Source organism: Anaeromyxobacter dehalogenans 2CP-C, assembly GCF_000013385.1.
Taxonomy (GTDB): Bacteria; Myxococcota; Myxococcia; order Myxococcales; family Anaeromyxobacteraceae; genus Anaeromyxobacter; species Anaeromyxobacter dehalogenans_B.
In genome coordinates, this window is the sequence record NC_007760.1 from 4,097,069 (window position 1) to 4,113,148 (window position 16,080).

Annotated in this window: 17 protein-coding genes; 2 read left to right on the forward strand and 15 right to left on the reverse strand. The window is 75.6% G+C overall.

From position 1 onward, the window contains the following. The 5 genes from ADEH_RS18445 to ADEH_RS18465 form a co-directional block, all read right to left on the reverse strand. Window positions 1-543: a bactofilin family protein gene (locus ADEH_RS18445; RefSeq protein WP_011422618.1), complete on the reverse strand. Its 543-nt coding sequence runs from the start codon at window positions 541-543 to the stop codon at window positions 1-3. Window positions 544-546: 3 nt separating this feature from the next. Beyond that, window positions 547-915 carry a bactofilin family protein gene (locus ADEH_RS18450; protein ID WP_012527618.1) on the reverse strand — a complete coding sequence of 123 codons (369 nt, stop codon included), beginning with the start codon at window positions 913-915 and terminating at the stop codon, window positions 547-549. A gap of 122 nt (window positions 916-1,037) precedes the next feature. Then, window positions 1,038-1,913 (reverse strand): alpha/beta hydrolase, encoded by an 876-nt coding sequence (locus tag ADEH_RS18455; protein ID WP_011422620.1) that lies wholly within the window; start codon window positions 1,911-1,913, stop codon window positions 1,038-1,040. A gap of 32 nt (window positions 1,914-1,945) precedes the next feature. Beyond that, entirely contained in the window at window positions 1,946-2,518 is a 573-nt protein-coding gene (locus ADEH_RS18460) for a ribonuclease E (protein ID WP_011422621.1), read from the reverse strand. Window positions 2,519-2,571: 53 nt separating this feature from the next. Next, the gene (locus ADEH_RS18465) at window positions 2,572-3,195 is read right to left on the reverse strand and encodes an excisionase family DNA-binding protein (RefSeq protein WP_011422622.1); all 624 of its coding nucleotides are present in this window, start codon (window positions 3,193-3,195) and stop codon (window positions 2,572-2,574) included. Between the two features lie 106 nt (window positions 3,196-3,301). On the opposite strand from ADEH_RS18465, the gene ADEH_RS18470 reads away from it, so the two are divergent. Further along, the gene (locus ADEH_RS18470) at window positions 3,302-4,114 is read left to right on the forward strand and encodes a carbon-nitrogen hydrolase family protein (RefSeq protein WP_011422623.1); all 813 of its coding nucleotides are present in this window, start codon (window positions 3,302-3,304) and stop codon (window positions 4,112-4,114) included. An 84-nt stretch (window positions 4,115-4,198) separates the two neighbouring features. Here the strand turns inward: ADEH_RS18470 and ADEH_RS18475 are convergent, their stop codons facing one another. The 10 genes from ADEH_RS18475 to uppS form a co-directional block, all read right to left on the reverse strand. Further along, a complete protein-coding gene (locus tag ADEH_RS18475) occupies window positions 4,199-4,909 on the reverse strand; it encodes an MXAN_2562 family outer membrane beta-barrel protein (protein WP_011422624.1) in 711 nt (236 codons plus the stop codon). After that, window positions 4,909-5,826: a fibronectin type III domain-containing protein gene (locus ADEH_RS18480; protein WP_049760136.1), complete on the reverse strand. Its 918-nt coding sequence runs from the start codon at window positions 5,824-5,826 to the stop codon at window positions 4,909-4,911. The genes ADEH_RS18475 and ADEH_RS18480 overlap by 1 nt, the downstream gene beginning before the upstream one ends. A 160-nt stretch (window positions 5,827-5,986) precedes the next feature. Next, entirely contained in the window at window positions 5,987-7,006 is a 1,020-nt protein-coding gene (locus ADEH_RS18485) for an aspartate-semialdehyde dehydrogenase (RefSeq protein ID WP_011422626.1), read from the reverse strand. A 62-nt stretch (window positions 7,007-7,068) separates the two neighbouring features. Next, window positions 7,069-7,965 carry a TIGR01777 family oxidoreductase gene (locus ADEH_RS18490; protein ID WP_011422627.1) on the reverse strand — a complete coding sequence of 299 codons (897 nt, stop codon included), beginning with the start codon at window positions 7,963-7,965 and terminating at the stop codon, window positions 7,069-7,071. Window positions 7,966-8,032: 67 nt separating this feature from the next. Continuing rightward, window positions 8,033-9,502 (reverse strand): metalloprotease, encoded by a 1,470-nt coding sequence (locus ADEH_RS18495; protein ID WP_011422628.1) that lies wholly within the window; start codon window positions 9,500-9,502, stop codon window positions 8,033-8,035. 32 nt (window positions 9,503-9,534) lie between these two features. Further along, window positions 9,535-10,305, reverse strand: coding sequence for a tRNA (adenosine(37)-N6)-threonylcarbamoyltransferase complex dimerization subunit type 1 TsaB (tsaB, locus tag ADEH_RS18500; RefSeq protein WP_011422629.1), 771 nt, complete (start codon window positions 10,303-10,305; stop codon window positions 9,535-9,537). Between the two features lie 9 nt (window positions 10,306-10,314). Then, window positions 10,315-12,000, reverse strand: a complete 1,686-nt coding sequence (gene rseP, locus ADEH_RS18505) for an RIP metalloprotease RseP (protein ID WP_011422630.1) — start codon at window positions 11,998-12,000, stop codon at window positions 10,315-10,317. An 85-nt stretch (window positions 12,001-12,085) separates the two neighbouring features. Continuing rightward, window positions 12,086-13,258 carry a 1-deoxy-D-xylulose-5-phosphate reductoisomerase gene (gene dxr / locus ADEH_RS18510; RefSeq protein ID WP_041453686.1) on the reverse strand — a complete coding sequence of 391 codons (1,173 nt, stop codon included), beginning with the start codon at window positions 13,256-13,258 and terminating at the stop codon, window positions 12,086-12,088. 51 nt (window positions 13,259-13,309) lie between these two features. Beyond that, entirely contained in the window at window positions 13,310-14,155 is an 846-nt protein-coding gene (locus ADEH_RS18515) for a phosphatidate cytidylyltransferase (protein WP_011422632.1), read from the reverse strand. A gap of 9 nt (window positions 14,156-14,164) precedes the next feature. After that, window positions 14,165-14,920, reverse strand: a complete 756-nt coding sequence (gene uppS, locus ADEH_RS18520; protein WP_011422633.1) for a polyprenyl diphosphate synthase — start codon at window positions 14,918-14,920, stop codon at window positions 14,165-14,167. 102 nt (window positions 14,921-15,022) lie between these two features. Here uppS and ADEH_RS18525 point away from each other — a divergent pair, with 102 nt between their 5' ends. After that, window positions 15,023-16,078, forward strand: coding sequence for a serine/threonine-protein kinase (locus ADEH_RS18525; RefSeq protein WP_041453687.1), 1,056 nt, complete (start codon window positions 15,023-15,025; stop codon window positions 16,076-16,078). Window positions 16,079-16,080: the final 2 nt, after the last annotated feature.

The following is a 16,080-nucleotide window of genomic DNA, read 5'->3' on the forward strand; positions in this document are numbered from 1 at the left end:
CTACTTCCGCTTCACGATCACCTTGCGCTTCACCGCGCCCATGGCGACCGGCGCCGGGGGAGCGGGCGGCCTCGGAGCGGACGGCTCCTCCGCCTTGCGGACCTCGGGGCGCGGGACCGGCGCGGGGGCCGGGCGCGGCGCGGGGCGCAGCGCGGGGCGGGCCGGGGGCGCCGCGACCGCGCGGGCGGCGCGGGCCTCGGGCTCGGCCTCGATCTCCACCTCGCCCATGTCGATGCGGCCGCGGAAGCTCGCGCCGTCCACGATGATGACGCGCGGAGCCTGGATGTCGCCGACCATCCGGCCTTCCCGGGTGATCTCGACCGACTCGGTGGCGGTCACGTTGCCGACCACCGCGCCCGCGATCACGCAGTTGCGGACCTGGACCTCGGCCTTGACCGTGCCGGTGGGCTCGACCACCAGGGTCTTGGTGAGGGTCAGCGTGCCCTCGACGCGGCCGCGGACCGTGAGGTCCTCGTCGCCGTTGAGGGAACCGCTGATGAGGATCGACTCGCCGATGATGGTGCTGCCGTCAGTGGTCGCCACGGCTCACTTCCCCTTGGTTTCGCGGACTTCCATGTCCACGTTGCCCTTGAACAGGGCGCCGTCGGCGATCAGGATGCGCGGCGCGCGGATGTCGCCGACCACCTTGCAGTCGGCCTTCAGCTCGACCTTGTCGCTCGCGTTGATGTTCCCCGTCACCTGGCCCGACACCTCGACGTTCGCCGTCTCGATGTCCGCCTCGATGACGCCCGACGACTCGACGAAGAGGCTCTCTCGCAGGCTGATGCGGCCCTTGACGGTGCCCTGGATCACCAGGTCCTCGTCGCCCGAGATCTCGCCGTCGATGACGATCGAGCTTCCGATGACCGTGTGCGCGCCGGCGCGCGACGCCGGGACCTTCTCGATGCCAGCCATGTTCCGCAGCCCTCCACGAGCCTCTGGTGATCCCCCGACGAACATCGGTTCGTAAGACCCGCGCAGGATAGAGGTCCGTTCGAGGGCCAGTCAACAGGGTGTTCCGCGCACACACGCAACGTTCAACGCGGCGCGCGCGCCGAGAGCCAGGCGACCGCCTCGGCGATCGGCCTCGCCCGCTCGACCTCGTTCAGCACCTCGTGTCGGAACCCCTCGTACACCTCGAGCCGCTTGTCGGTGGCTCCCGCGGCCGAGACGAAGGCGCGCGTCGCGTCGAGCCCCACCACGCGGTCGGCGCCGGCCGCGAGCACGAGCAGCGGGGCCGTCCACTCCCCTGCCCGCCGCGCCACCTCGGCCTGCGCGCGCCGCGCCTCCTCGAACCAGCGCGGCGTCGTCACCCGCCCGTAGAGCGGGTCGCGGGCGGTCCACTTCTGCAGGTCGGGATCCGACGTCAGGTCGGCCGGGTCGAGGCCGGACGAGATGGGCAGCCAGGGCACGAGCCGGCCCAGGGTGCGGGCGGCGAGGAGCTTCGCGAGCGGCGCGCGGCTGGCGAGCGCGTAGAACGGCGAGGTGAGCACGAACCCGCTCACGTGGCGCCCGCGGCCGCTCAGCCCCCAGAGCGTCGCGATGAGCGCCCCCTGGCTGTGGGCGAGCACGAAGAGCCGCTCGGCGGCGACGCCGTCCTGGGCGAGCTTCGCCACCAGCGCGTCGAGGTCGGCGAGGTAGTCGGCGAACGCGTCCACGTGCCAGCGCCGGCCGTCGGACTGGCCGTGGCCGCGGAAGTCGAGCAGCGCCACCTGGAACCCGGCGCGCACCAGCGCGGCGGTGATCCCGGCGTAGCGGCCGCAGTGATCGCCGCCGCCGTGCAGCACCGCCACGGTGGCGCGCGGCGCCGGGGGCGTGAAGCGCTGCCAGTACAGGCGCAGGTGATCGGCCGAGTTGATGAACCCTTCCTCGTGCCTCGCCTCGGCGTCGGACGGGAAGGTGGGGAGCGGCATCGGCGGGACGCTAGCGGCCGGGGGCGGCGGGGTCAAGGCGCGCCGGCGGTCCGGGCCCAGGCCCGGACACGCTCCGCCGCGGCCTCGTCTCCCGCCTCCAGGTACGCGTCGATCAGCCGCCGCCACGGCTCGGGATCCGGCCGCTCGCCGGCGCGCCCCAGCGCCTCCTCGATCCGGATGGCCGCGCGCAGCTCCTCGAGCTCGCGCTCGCGCTCCCCGCGCGCCTCGGCGAGGTCGGCGAGCAGCAGGTGCGCCTGCGACGCCGCCGGGCCGCCCGCGGCGAGCGCCACGGCACGCCGGGCCTCCCCCTCGGCCAGCTCCTCCTGCCCCGCCCGCGCGAGCGCCTCGGCGAGCGAGGCGTGCAGCTCGGGGCTGGCCTCGTCGTAGGCCACCGCGCGGCGGAGCGCCTCCACCGCGCCGGCGTCGTCGCCGGCTCCCCGCGCGCGGCGCGCCTCGAGGTAGTGCGCGATGGCGCGGGGCGAGATCGTCCGGGCGGCTGCGGGCGGCGGCGCCCCCGGGGCCGCAGCGGGCCGCGCGCCGGCGCCGGCGCACGCGGCACAGGCGGCGACGAGCAGGGCGGCGAGCGGGCGGGCGGACGGGCGCATGGCTGCCCGCGCGGCGGGCGGAGCCGCAGGATAGCGGCGGGCGGGCCCCCGGTTCAATCCGCGTCGCCGGCGCGCTTCGCGCGCGCGCGGCGGCCGCCGCGGATCTTCAGGGGGGCCGGCCCGCTGGCGCGGAGCGCCGCGTCCACCGCGGCGGCGAGCGCGCCGTCCACGAGCGGCCGCGTCACCGCGGCGGCGCAGCCGGCCTCGCGGAGCGGCTCGCCCCAGTCGGCGTGCGCGACCGCCACCACCGGCACCCCCGCCAGCTCGCGATCCGCCCGGAACGCACGCAGCGACTCTCCCCCGTCCGGCCCGCTCGCGTGCAGCACCACCGCGTCGGGCGCGAAGCGCGCCGCCGTCGCGCCCGCCGCGAACCCGGGGGCGGCCTGCTCCACCGCGTAGCCGGCCACGGCGAGCTGGCGCGCCGTCCCCTCCCGCGCCGGGCCGGGCTCCGCCACCACCAGCACCTTGCGGCGCGCCGGCGCCGCGCCGGACAGCTCGTCGGGCACGGGCATCCCGTGCCGGAGCATGAACGCGGCCAGCTCCTCGCGCGCGATGCGCCGGTGACCGCCGGGCGTCCGGTGCGCCTTGAGGCGCCGGGCCTCGATCCAGTTCACCACCGTGGGCAGCGAGACGCCGAGGAGACGGGCTGCCTCGAACGTCGTGTAGAAGCCGGGCATCGCCGGCAAGTCTAGACAGCGGCGGTCCGTTCGGGAACAGCGGGATCGCGCGCCGTCCCGTGACGCGGGCCTGCAACGTCCCGCCCGGGAATGCTAAGGAGAGCCCATGCCTGCTCCCACCTACCTGCTCGGCGCGGTGCAGATGACGTCCACGGCGGACCGGTCCCGGAACCTCGAGACCGCGGTCCGGCTGGTGAACGAGGCGGCCGACCTCGGGGCGAGGCTGATCGGCCTGCCCGAGAACTTCGCGTACATGGGGCCCGAGGAGGGCCGCCGGGCCGGCGCCGAGACGCTGGAGGGCCCCACGGTGAAGGCGCTCTCCGAGGTGGCGCGGCGGCGCGGCGTGTACGTGCTGGCCGGGTCGATCGCGGAGAAGGTGGACGACCCGGGCAAGACCGCCAACACGAGCGTGCTCATCGCCGACGACGGCCGGGTGGCGGCCGCGTACCGCAAGATCCACCTGTTCGACGTCTCCATCCCCGACGGCGCGCGCTACGCCGAGTCCGAGGTGGTGGTGCCCGGCGACAAGGTCGTGATCGCGCCGACGCCGCTCGGGCGGATCGGGCTCACCGTCTGCTACGACCTGCGCTTCCCCGAGCTGTACCGGAAGCTGGCCGCGCTCGGCGCCGAGGTGATCACCATCCCGGCCGCGTTCACGCTGTTCACCGGCAAGGACCACTGGGAGGTCCTGCTCCGCGCGCGCGCCATCGAGAACCTGGCCTACGTGATGGCGCCGGCGCAGGTGGGCCGCCACTCCGCCAGCCGGCAGACGTTCGGGAACGCGATGATCGTGGACCCGTGGGGCGTGGTGCTCGCCCGCTGCCCGGACGGCGAGGGCGTGTGCGTGGCCCCGTTCCGCCGCGAGCGGCTGGAGCAGGTCCGCCTCGAGCTCCCGGCGCTGAAGCACCGGAAGCTCTAGCGGGCCGAAGGATCCGCGCTCACGACCCGATCGCCCCGAGCGTAGCCCGCCGCAGGCGGGCGGAGTCGAGGGGCCGCCCAGCGCCTAAAACACGAACATCAGGCCCCCGGCCATCGCCAGGTCCTTGTTCGACAGGTCCCAGCTCTTCTTCGAGCCGAAGTCGTCCACCTTCGCCTGCGTGACGTCGAAGAACAGGTAGGTGTGGTTGAGGCCGGTCTCGCGGTCGAGGTCGCGGGCGCTGCCCGGGTCGATGACGTCGAGCAGCAGCGCCACGCCAGCGGTCCAGGACCAGCCGTTGGTGGCGCCGGACTCGACCGACTTGCCGCGGCCGTCGGTCACCCACCAGTTGTAGCGCTCGGCCGCGAGGCGCGCGTACGGCGCGAGCGGCACGTGCCACTGCTCCGCCATCCAGTCGAAGCGGTAGGTGAGCGTGAGGCTGGTGGGGATGATGTTGAAGGTGGTCTTGTCGCCCGACCGCACGTCGGTGCCGGAGACGTCCACGATGCCCTTCCCGGAGCGCCGGAAGTAGCCGCTCCGGAAGCCGGCCTCGACGACGCCGACGCCGGAGTAGAGCGCGTAGCCCATGCCGGCGCGGAACATCCAGCCCTTCCCGCCGCCGAACACCTGCTCGTACGGCCCGGGCTTCGCGAAGCCGGAGTCCACGTCGGGCGTGTAGTTGCCCGCGCCGAGCTCGATGGAGCCGCGCTTCGGCGAGGGCTGCGCGCGCGCCGGCCCGGGGGCGGCGAGGAGCGCCGCCGCGGCGAGCGCCGCGAGCGTCAGGGTGGCGGACCGCATCACGGCTTCCTCCTGCGCAGCGCCGCGAGCGCGGCGGCGCCGATCATGGCGAGCGCGCCGGTTCCGCCCGCGCCGCAGCCGCCGGAGTCGGTGCCGCCCCGCGCCTTGTACTGCTCCCAGAAGTCGGAGACCGGCACCGGGGTGGCGCTCACGGTGGCGGACGGATCGCTCGGGTTTCCCGACTTGGTGTACGCGACCACCTGGACGTCGTAGGTGACGCCGTTGGTGAGCCCACCGAGGCGCAGGCTCGTCCCGGTGACCCGCTTCGAGTACACGGTGTCGGTGGTGCCGGTCGGGGTGGCCAGGACCTGGTACTCCTCGGTCCGCTCGGCGCCGCCGGTCCCGACGTCCCAGCTCACGTTGAGCGCGTTCTCGCCGGGCGTGACGCTGACGTTCACCGGGGTGGCGGGCTTCGCGGTGCTGAGCGTCACCTGGCCCTGGGCGAACCCGCGCCGCGTACCGCTCGAGTCGTACCAGTGCACGCAGATGTAGATGGTCTTCGCCTGGACCGTACACGCCTGCTGCCCCACCGCCGTGACGATGGCGACCGGGTCGAACGCCTCCGCCGTGAGCACGGAGGCATCGTCGGCCATGAGGCTGCGGATCTCGGCGGACTTGATTCCGTTGGTGGTGTCGTCGTTCTCGGCGCAATAGCCCTGGTTCGTGCCGGTCGTGTACGCGGCCGCGCTGGACGCGAACACGTGGTACCAGCCGCCGGTCGAGAACGTGCCGCTCTTCACCTGGATCTGCCAGATGAGCTCGAGCGGCCTCTGGTCCGCCCCGGTGCACTGCGCCAGGTTGATGTAGTCGTCCTCGGGCGACGAGCTGGGCTTCACCGTGCCGACGGTCGGGTTGATCTGGCCGGCCGCCAGCAACGGGGCCGCGAGGAGTGTGGCGGCGAGGATCGCGCGTCTCATGACGCGCGGATTGTGCAAGTGAAGCGCCACCCGGGCAAGCGGGCGTTCGCGAGGGGCGGCGCGCGGTTGCGCCGCCGCGCCCCGTGGCAGGACGCCCCGCGGCGCCAATTTGGCAAAGGCTCCGCGGCCCTGCCGGCGAGGCTGACAAAATGGCAGCGCCCTACAGCAGCGCGGCCAGCCGCTCCAGGATCTGCACCAGGTTCGTGGCGGCGCCCTTGCGCAGCTCGTCCGACACCACCACCAGCTCGAGCCCGTGCTCCTGCGAGGGGTCGTCGCGCAGCCGCCCGACCAGCACCGCGTCGTCGTTCACCGCCAGCATGGGCATCGGGTAGACGCCCTCCGCCGGCGCGTCGAGCACCTTCACGCCCGGCGACCGGCGCAGGAGATCGCGGGCCGCGGCCGCGTGGAGCGCCCTCGCGGTGGACGCGGTCACCACCGCCGCCTGCCCGTAGAACACCGGCACGCGCACCGCGGTGGCGGCGACGCGCAGGCCGGGCGCGCCGAGCACCTTCCGCAGCTCGGCGCCGAGCCGGTCCTCCGCGTCGGTGCGGCCGTCCTCGAGGAACGCGCCCACCTGCGGGACCAGGTTGAACGCCAGCCGGTGGGGCACCGCGCCGCCCGGCTCGGGCTCGCGCCCGTTCATGAGGTCCATGGCCTCGCGCTCGAGCTGCTGGATGGCGCGGTGGCCGGCGGAGGCGGCCGGCTCGAGCGTGGTCGCGACGACCCGCTCCAGCCCCGCGGCCGCGTGCAGCGGCGCGAGCGCGACCGACAGCGCCGCCGCCGCGCCGCCCGGGCTCGCCACCACCCCGCGCGCCCGGAAGCCGTCCACCGCGGCGCCGTTCACCTCCGGGACCACCAGCGGCACGTCCGGCTCCAGCCGGAACGCGGGCGAGGCGTCCACCACCGCGCAGCCCTCTGCCCACGCGCGCGGCGCCCACTCCCGCGCGACCTCGGGCGGGACGCAGAACACCGCCGCGTCCACGCCGCGGAACGCGCCCTCGGCCGGCGCCGCCACCGGCAGCTCGGCCCCGGCGTGCTCGAGGCGCGTGCCGGCCGAGCGCTGCGACGCGAGCAGCGTCAGGCGCGAGAGCGGCAGGCTGGACTCGCCCAGCGCGTCGAGTACCGCGCGGCCGACCAGGCCGGTGGCGCCGACGAGGGCGACGGAGATGGGCTTCGGCATGTCGGCGTTCCTCCGGGAAGGGGGGCGGAACCTAGCGGCCCGGGGCGGCGGCGGCAAGCGCGCTACCGCGCGAGCAGGTCCGCGAGCGCGGCGTCCAGGTCCGGGAAGCGGAACCGGTAGCCCAGGTCGAGCGCGCGGCGCGGCACCACCCGCTGGCTCGCCAGGACCACCCCGGCCATCTCGCCCACCGCGAGCCGCACGGCCAGCTCGGGCGTGCGCACGAGCGCGGGGCGGTGCAGGACGCGCCCGACCGCCTGCGCCAGGTCGCGGTTCCGCGCCGGCGCGGGGGCGGCGGCGTTGAGCGGCCCGGCGGCGCGCGCGTCCTCGAGCGCGAGGAGCACGAGGCCGACCTCGTCGTCGAGGTGGATCCAGGGCTGCCAGAAGTCGCCCCGCCCGAGCGGCCCGCCCGCGAGCAGCCGGAACGGCTGCACCAGCCGCGGCAGCGCCCCGCCCTCGCGCGCGAGCACGATGCCGGTGCGCAGCCAGACGACCCGGGCGCGCGCCTCGGCCGGCCGCGCCGCCGCCTCCCACGCCTGGCACACCTCGGCGAGGAACCCCTCGCCCGGCCCGGCGCCCTCGTCGAGCACCTCGTCGCCGCGCGCGCCGTAGAAGCCCACCGCGCTCCCCGACACGAGCACCCGCGGCCCGCCCGCCCGGAACACCGCGGCGATGCGCTCGGTGGAGAGGACCCGGCTGTCGCGGATGCGCCGCTTCTTCGCGGCGGTCCAGCGCCCCTCCACCGGCTCGCCGGCGAGGTGCACGCAGGCGTCGCAGCCCGCCAGCGCCTCCTCCCAGGCGCCCGGCGCCGCCGGATCGCCCTCCAGCACCCGCACGCCCGGCGGCAGCGCCGCCCGCGGGGCGGAGCGGGTGAGCGCGGTGACCGCGTGGCCACGGGCGAGCAGCGCCGCCGCGGCCGGCCGGCCGATGAGCCCGGTGGCGCCGGTGAGGAAGACGTGCATGCGCGAGATGCTAGACGGGCCGCGCGCCGCCGTGAACCGCCGGCAGCGAGAGGCGCCCTCCGGGGCCTCAACTCAGCAGCTGCGCCGCCACGTTCGCGCCCGGCACGTGCGCCAGGAAGTGCACGAGCGCGAGGAGCCCGCCGGCGAGCGCGGCGTAGGCGATCCCCCATGCGGCGATCTGCCGCGGGGACATGGGCGCGGCGCGGGCCGCCTTCTCCAGCCGCTCCAGCCCGCGCAGCCACATGGCCTCCGACGGCGAGCCGAGCGGCGGCCCGACCACCGCGCGCAGGTAGCGGAAGTGCTCCGGCCCGAAGCGCGCGCGCTCCGGCAGGAGCCGCAGCGCGCGGCCGCCGGCGCGCGACTGCGCCTCGCCCATCAGCTCCATCGCGCCGAGCAGCGCCACCAGCCAGACCAGCCCGTAGCCGAGCGCGCTGCCCACCGCCACCGCGCCGCCCAGGCCGAGCACGGTGAGCGCCAGGCCGAGCGACGAGGAGAACGAGTACGCGAGCGCCTGCATGAGGCGGCCGCCGTCGAGCGGCGAGACCGGGATGAGGTTGAACAGGTTGATGATCGCCCACCAGGACGCCACCGCGGCGAACATCGGCTCGCCCGTCCACAGCCAGAGCCCCGCCGGCACCAGCGCGAACACCGAGCCCCAGATCGGCCCGGAGAGCGCCACGTACGCCTGCTGCCAGCGCGAGGAGAACGCGTCCTCGGTGACCGCCACCGCGCCGAGGAACGGCACGAAGTACATCCCGCGCACCTGCATGCCGGTGCGGCGCATGGCGTGGACGTGGCCGTACTCGTGCACGAAGAGCTGGAGCAGGAGCGCGAGGGCGAACTTCCACGAGAAGATGACGCCGTACGCCGCGGCCGAGGCGGCCGCCCAGCCGAGATTGGCGGTCTTGAGCGCCTTCAGCACCGTGCCGCCCAGCTTCGCGAGCACGCCCAGGAACCCCACGCTGGCGCGGCGCTCGCCGGAGCGCGCCGGCGCCGGCGCCACGCCGGGCTCCGTGCCCGGCTCCACCCCGGGCTGCGGCGGCGGCGCGAGCAGGGCCGCGGGCAGCGCGAACCAGGCCGGCGCCCGCTGGACCACGAGCGCGAGCAGCAGCGGCGCGTCGCGCAGGTCGGTCACCTCGACCTCGTCGCCGTCGAGGCCGCGCACGGGGGCGCAGGGCGGCGCGCCGGCGAGGTCGGCGAACGCGAACGAGCGGCCGCGCGCGTCGGCCAGGATGGCGTAGCGCTGCGGCGGGCCGACCGGGCGCGGGCTCTGCCCGAAGCCGACCCGCACCTCGGACCAGCGGGCGTCGAGGCCGTCCTCGCGGCCGAGCACGCGCAGCCCATCCTCGCCCGCCACCGCGCGCAGGCCGGTGACCTGGCGCACGCCGAGCGCGACCGCCGCGGCGGCGCCGCCGAACAGCGCCGCGAGCACCGGCGGGATGCCGGCGAGCACGCCGACCAGCGCGCCGCCCACCGCGCCCAGCAGGAGGGACGGGAGCACGGCGCGTGCGGCGGGACGGAAGACGGCGGGTTCCATGGCGTTCACCGGGGGGCGGCGGGCGGCGCGGCTCAGGGCTTCTGCGCGCCCGGCCCGAGGCCGTGGGGAAACTTGAGCTCCGCCTCGCTGGCGCGGACGTAGTGCGGCTCGAGCGCGAACACCGCCTGCGCGTCGTACGAGCGGGAGAGGAGCGCGGGGGCGGCGAGCGCCGCGATGGCGGCGGCGGGCGGGGCGGCCGGGGCGTCCGCGAGGCGGGCCAGCCGGCCCTCGAGCGCCGGCGCGTACGCGGCGAGCCCCTCGCCGAACGCGAGCGCGGCCGCGCCGCCGGGCAGCGCCGCGAGCCGCTCGAGGAGCGCGCCGGGGGCGAGCGCGGCGTCCGGCGCCACCGCCTCCACCGCGCCGCGCACGGCGCGGTAGAAGCCGGCGTAGACCTCGCCCTTCTTCGCGTCGAGGAGCGGCACGAGCAGCGCGCCCTCGGGCGCCGCCGGGACCGCGCCGAGCGCGAGCGCCGCCAGGCTCGACGCGCCGGCGATGGGCCGCCGGTTCGCGTAGGCGAGCCCCTTCCACGTGGCGAGGCCGATGCGCAGGCCGGTGAACGAGCCGGGGCCGATGCCGATGGCGTAGCCCTCGACGTCGGGCAGCGTCAGCCCCTCCGCCGTGAGCAGGTCGGAGAGCGCGGAGGGGAGCCGCGCGCCGTGGCCGCCGGTCCGGCCCGGCGCGGGCTTGCTCACGGCGTGCTCGGTGCGCTCGCAGCGGACGCGCGCCGGCCCGCCGGCCGGGTCGAGGTCTACGAGGGCGCAGGACAGCGTGAGGGTGGCGGTGTCGAGGGCGGCGACGAGCACGGGCCGGTTCTACTCCATCGGCCGCATGAGGCGCACGATGTCGTTCTTGAACACGAACAGCATGAGCGTGAACAGCAGCACGATGCCGACGATGTTCGCGAGCTCGCGGGTCCGCACCGAGAGCGGCCGCCGCGTGACGCCCTCCAGCGCCGCCTGCGCGATGTGGCCGCCGTCGAGGACCGGGATGGGCAGCAGGTTCATCAGGCCGAGGTTCACGCTGATGAGCGCCATCTTGAACAGGAACGAGCCCCAGCCCTCCTCCGCCGCCTCGGAGGCGATGGAGAACAGCATGATGGGCCCGCCCACCGTCTTGAAGCTGATGTCGCCGGTGACGATGCGGACGATGCCGAGCACCGTCAGCCGCACCACCTCGTGGAGCTGCCGCCAGGCGAGCTGGAAGGCCTCCACCGCGCCGCGCGCGAGCGGCACCTGCTCCGCCAGCAGCGCGATCGGATCCACCGCGTCGCGCTGATCCGGCTGGAAGCCGAGCACCAGGCGCTGCGCCGGCTCGCCGGTGATCTCGTCCCGGTAGGTCTCGTTCGCCGGCACGAGCGCCACCGTACGGCCGTCGGTCATCCCGAGCTGCACCGGCGTCCCCGCCTTCAGGAAGTCGCGCCCGAACGCGTTCACGTCCCGCAGGAAGGAGCGGACCGGCTTGCCGTTCACCGAGGCGATGGCGTCGCCGCGGCGCAGCCCCGCCTTCTCGGCCGGGCTGCCCGGGACCACCGTCGCGATGAACGTGGACACCGCCGGATCGGCCACCGCGAACGTCCGCTCGCCGGCGGCGCAGGTGGGCACCTGCGGGAGCGAGACGGCGCGGTGGTCGGCGAGCGCGACGCCCGGAAGCGTCCGCGGCGACTCCCGCACCACCTCGAGGTCGAGCGGGCCGCAGCGCGCCGCGGCCACGGCGTGCTCCAGATCGCCCGCGTGGCGCACCGGCTTCCCGCCGGCGGAGATCACGAGGTCGAAGGGCTCGAGCGGGCCGGCGAGGCCGGGCCGGACCGGCGCCACCACCGCGCTCGGGTAGGTCGGCGTCACGCCGATCACGCCGCGCCGGGTGGACTCGATGGGGTTCGACTCCTGCTCGCTCGCGGGCGTGATGGTGAGCGCCCGCTGCTCGCCGTCCCGCTCCACCCGGAACGTGAGCGGCTCGCCCGGGTGCGGCGACACGAGGTCGCGCAGGTCGGAGAAGTAGCGCACCGGGTCGGCGGGCTGCCCCGGCGCGGCCACGCTCAGGATGCGATCCCCGGGCTGCAGGCCGGCCTCCGCGGCGGGGGTCCCGGGCGCGACCGTGCCGACCACCGGGCCGGGCGCGGGCTGGCCGTTCTGGGCGAGCGCGAGCGCGACGTAGATGACGCCGGGGAAGATCAGGTTCGCCGCCGGGCCGGCCACCGCGATGAGCAGGCGCTTCCAGGGCCGCTGCTCCAGGAAGCCGCGGCCCGCGTCCTCCGGCGCCAGCGACTCGGACGGATCGTCGCCGGCCATCTTCACGTAGCCGCCCAGCGGCAGGAGCGCGATCCGGTACTCGGTCTCGCCGCGCTGCACCCCGAACAGCCGGGGCCCGAAGCCGATCGAGAAGCGGACGACCTTCACGCCCATCAGCTTCGCGACCACGAAGTGGCCCAGCTCGTGGACGAAGATGAGCCCCCCGAGGAGGAGGACGATGGATCCGATCTTCAGGAGGAGATCCGGCATTCTTTTTTACTTAGCACCGGGGAGGCGAAGACGCTCGCCTGCCCCGTCGGCGGGGGAGTGGGCGGGGCGGATTGCCCCGCGCGTCCTATCGCCCCGCCGGAGCGCGCGCCAGCGCGCCGACGCGCTTCTCGGCCTCGCGCCGGCCGTGCTCGCTCGCGGCGAGCGCCTGCTCCACCGAGCGCACCGGCTCCGCCACGTGCGCCTCGAGCACGTCGGCGCAGACGTCGGCGATCTGCGTGAAGCTGCAGCGGCGCGCCAGGAACGCGGCCACGGCCGCCTCGTCGGCGCCGGAGAGCACCGCGGGCGCGGTGCCGCCGAGCTCGAGCGCGCGGTACGCCAGCGTGTAGGCGGGGAAGCGCGCCGGATCCGGCGGCTCGAAGGTGAGCTTGCCGAGCCGCCCGAGATCGAGCGGCGGGAGGTCGAGCGGCATGCGCTCCGGGTGGCCCATCGCGTAGCTGATCGGCCCGCGCATGTCGGAGATCCCGAGCTGCGCCACGATGGAGCCGTCCACGTACTCGACCATCGAGTGCACCACCGACTCCGGGTGCACCACGATGTCGATGCGCTGCTGCTCCACCCCGAACAGCCACCGGGCCTCGATGACCTCCAGCCCCTTGTTCATCAGGGTGGCGGAGTCGATGGTGATCTTGTCGCCCATCGACCAGTTCGGGTGCTTGAGGGCGCGCTCGGGCGTGACCGCGGCCAGCTCCGCCGCGGGCGTGCAGCGCAGCGGCCCGCCGGACGCGGTGAGGATGAGGCGCCGCACCTCGCCGCGGTTGTGGCCGACGAGCGACTGATGGATGGCGCTGTGCTCCGAGTCCACCGGCAGGATGGCGACGCCCTTCGCGGCGGCGCGGGCCATGAGCAGCTCGCCCGCGAGGACCATCGACTCCTTGTTCGCGAGCCCCACCGGCTTGCCCGCCTCGATGGCCGCCGCGGTGGAGCGGAGCCCGGCGCCGCCGGAGATGGCCGCGAGCACGAACGCCGCGTCGGGGTGGCTCGCGACCGCCACCGCGCCCGCGTCGCCGGAGAGCACCTCGGTGCCGGGGGGCGCCTCGGCCCGCACGGCGCGGGCGGCGGCCTCGTCGCAGACGGAGACCACCCGCGGGCGGAAGCGCCGGATCTGTTCGAGCAGCCTCGGCGCGTTGCGCCCGGCGGCGAGGCCCACCACCTCGAAGCGGTCGGGGAAGCGCCCCACCACGTCGAGCGCCTGGACGCCGATGGAGCCGGTGGACCCGAGGATGGCGACGCGCTTCACGGGCTCCTCTCTACCACGCCGGCCGGCGTCGCGCCGCCGCGCCCCGGGCACCTACCGGGACTGGAGGACGTGCGCGACCGCGTACACCCACGGAGACACGAACAGGAGCGCGTCGATGCGGTCGAGCAGGCCGCCGTGACCCGGGATGATCTTGCCCGAGTCCTTCACCCCCGCGGCGCGCTTCACCATCGACTCGGCCAGGTCGCCGAGCGGCCCGAGCACCGCGCCGCCGACGCCGATCAGCACGGCGTGGCCGGCCGTCAGGTCCGCGCCGAGCGCGGGCAGGAGCGCCCGGGTGACGAGCGCCCCGGCGATCGAGCCCACCGCGCCGCCCGCGAAGCCCTCCCAGGTCTTCTTGGGCGAGATGCGCTCGTACATCTTGTGCTTCCCGAACGCGTGGCCGGCGAAGTAGGCGAACGTGTCGTTCCCCCAGGTCACCACGAACGCCAGGATCACCCACTCCACCCCGAAGCGCAGCCGCAGCGCGACCACCGAGGCGAGCAGGACGCCGCAGTACAGCCAGGAGAGCGACACCGCGGCGAGCGAGCGGGGGATCTCCTCGAGCGGCCCGCGGCGGAAGAGGTACAGCGTGAACAGCGCGACGGTGGCCCCGGCCAGCGCGAGCCAGGTCCAGCCCGGCATCAGCTCGCCGCCCTGGCCGAACGCGGCGGCGAGCGGGATCGCCCCGCCGACCGCGATCCCGAACGCCTCGGCGAGGCCCAGCCCCGCGAACATGAGGATGAGCTCGCTCGACGCCACCGCGCCGGCGCCGGCGGCGAGCAGCGCGAACGGCAGGCCGCCGAGGATGGTGATCCACACGGCCAGCGGGAACAGCACCACCGCGGACGCGACGCGCAGGCGCAGGTTCTGGCGGTTCTTCGGATCGAGGGCGCCCATCGCGGCCGGTCACCCGCGCTCGGGGCGCGCGACCTGGGCGCCGGTGAGGCCGAAGCGCCGCTGCCGGCGCTGGAAGTCCGCGATGGCCTCGAACAGCGCCGCGTCGCGGAAGTCGGGCCAGAGCACCTCGGAGAAGTACAGCTCGGCGTAGGCGCACTGCCACAGCAGGAAGTTGGAGATGCGGCGCTCGCCGCTGGTGCGCACCAGGAGATCCAGCTCGGGCAGCCCGCGCGTCCACAGCGCGGCCTCGAGGTCCTCGGCGTCCAGCGCCGTGCCGCGCGCGGCGGCGGCGGCGCGGGCCGCGTGGACGAGCTCCTGCCGCCCGCCGTACGAGAGCGCGAGCGTGAGCACCATCCGGTCGTTCGCGGCGGTCTCGGCGCGCGCGGCGTCGAGCCGCTCGCGCACGAAGTCCGGCAGCCGGTCCAGCTCGCCGATGGCGTTCAGGCGGATGCCGTTCTGCATCATCTCGGCGCGCTCGCTCTCGAGGTAGTCGGCGAGCAGCTGCATGAGCGCGCCGACCTCCTCGTCCGGGCGCGCCCAGTTCTCGGAGCTGAAGGCGTACAGCGTGAGCGCCTCGAGCCCGACCCGGCGTGCGGCCCGGGTCACGGCCCGGACGGCCTCCGAACCCTCCCGGTGACCGGCCACGCGCGGGAGGCCCCGGTTCTCGGCCCAGCGCCCGTTTCCGTCCATGATGATGGCGACGTGGCGCGGCAGGGGGCGTGCGCGCACGCGTGCCTCGAGCTGTTCGACCGTGGGGTCCGCCATCGCGCGCGCTTATAGCACGGCGCGGCACAGGGGCGAGCCCGGACGGGCGGGGGGTCGGGACGCGGTTTGACCCCTGCGACGCCGGCCCCTTATGCTCGATCGGTGCCCCCGCACCGCGTCGGCTCGTACGAGATCGTCTCCGTCGTCGGACGCGGCGGCATCGGCACCGTCTACCGCGCGCGCCACCTGGAGACCGGCGAGCTGGCGGCGGTGAAGGTGCTCGGGCCGGCGCCGGCGGTGGACGCGACCGCCGCCCGGCGGCTGGCGCGCGAGTACGAGGTGCTGCGCACCCTCGATCATCCCAACGTGGTGCGCGTCTTCGACGCGGGGGTCACCGAGGGTTACTCGTACCTGGCCATGGAGCTGGTCGAGGGCCTCGACCTGCGCGCGTACCTGTCCCCTGCCCTCGACGCCGACACCTGCCTGGCCACCGACCCCGAGCCGTTCGCGCTGGACGCCATCACCGGCTCCACCGGAGAGCCCGGGCCGGACGCGATCCGCGCGCTCGCCGCCATGATGGACGAGCCCGAGACCGAGGAGGTGGGCGTGCTCGCGCCGCGCCCCGCCAGCGGCGACGACGAGGACCTGGCCGCCTGCGCGCGCATCGCGCCGCTCTCGGAGGAGCAGCGCGCCGCGCTGAACCGCCCCGTGCGCGTGGCGCGGATGCGCGGGGTGCTGGAGCAGGTGGTGGACGCGCTCGAGTACGTGCACGGCCGCGGCCTGGTGCACCGCGACCTGAAGCCGTCGAACGTGATGGTGGACGACACGCGGCGCGCGCGCCTCATGGACTTCGGGCTGGTGAAGCTGGAGGCGGAGCGCGACGTGGACGACGCGCTCACCCAGGCCGGGCGCATCGTCGGGACCTACCGCTACATGTCGCCGGAGCAGGCGCAGGGGCACCCGGTGGACGCGCGCAGCGACCTCTACAGCCTGGGGGTGATCCTGTACGAGCTGCTCGCGGGCGTGCCGCCGTTCTCGGCCCGCGACCCGGTGGCGCTGTGGCACGAGATCCTCGACCTGCCACCCCCGCCGTTCGCCGAGGTGAACCCGGGCGCGGACCCGGCGCTGGCGCGGCTCGCGCTGCGGCTGCTGGAGAAGGAGCCGGCGCGGCGGCCGCAGTCGGCGGCCGAGGTGCGGCGGGCGCTCGCCGCGCGGTGAGC

Coding starts and splice junctions, on each gene's coding strand:
- ADEH_RS18495 (WP_011422628.1), bottom strand. CDS start 9,502: ATGGAACCCGCCGTCTTCCGTCCCGCCGCACGCGCCGTGCTCCCGTCC.
- ADEH_RS18455 (WP_011422620.1), bottom strand. CDS start 1,913: ATGCCGCTCCCCACCTTCCCGTCCGACGCCGAGGCGAGGCACGAGGAA.
- uppS (WP_011422633.1), bottom strand. CDS start 14,920: ATGGCGGACCCCACGGTCGAACAGCTCGAGGCACGCGTGCGCGCACGC.
- ADEH_RS18465 (WP_011422622.1), bottom strand. CDS start 3,195: ATGCCCGGCTTCTACACGACGTTCGAGGCAGCCCGTCTCCTCGGCGTC.
- ADEH_RS18475 (WP_011422624.1), bottom strand. CDS start 4,909: ATGCGGTCCGCCACCCTGACGCTCGCGGCGCTCGCCGCGGCGGCGCTC.
- ADEH_RS18460 (WP_011422621.1), bottom strand. CDS start 2,518: ATGCGCCCGTCCGCCCGCCCGCTCGCCGCCCTGCTCGTCGCCGCCTGT.
- ADEH_RS18450 (WP_012527618.1), bottom strand. CDS start 915: ATGGCTGGCATCGAGAAGGTCCCGGCGTCGCGCGCCGGCGCGCACACG.
- ADEH_RS18485 (WP_011422626.1), bottom strand. CDS start 7,006: ATGCCGAAGCCCATCTCCGTCGCCCTCGTCGGCGCCACCGGCCTGGTC.
- rseP (WP_011422630.1), bottom strand. CDS start 12,000: ATGCCGGATCTCCTCCTGAAGATCGGATCCATCGTCCTCCTCCTCGGG.
- ADEH_RS18470 (WP_011422623.1), top strand. CDS start 3,302: ATGCCTGCTCCCACCTACCTGCTCGGCGCGGTGCAGATGACGTCCACG.
- ADEH_RS18480 (WP_049760136.1), bottom strand. CDS start 5,826: ATGAGACGCGCGATCCTCGCCGCCACACTCCTCGCGGCCCCGTTGCTG.
- ADEH_RS18490 (WP_011422627.1), bottom strand. CDS start 7,965: ATGCACGTCTTCCTCACCGGCGCCACCGGGCTCATCGGCCGGCCGGCC.
- ADEH_RS18515 (WP_011422632.1), bottom strand. CDS start 14,155: ATGGGCGCCCTCGATCCGAAGAACCGCCAGAACCTGCGCCTGCGCGTC.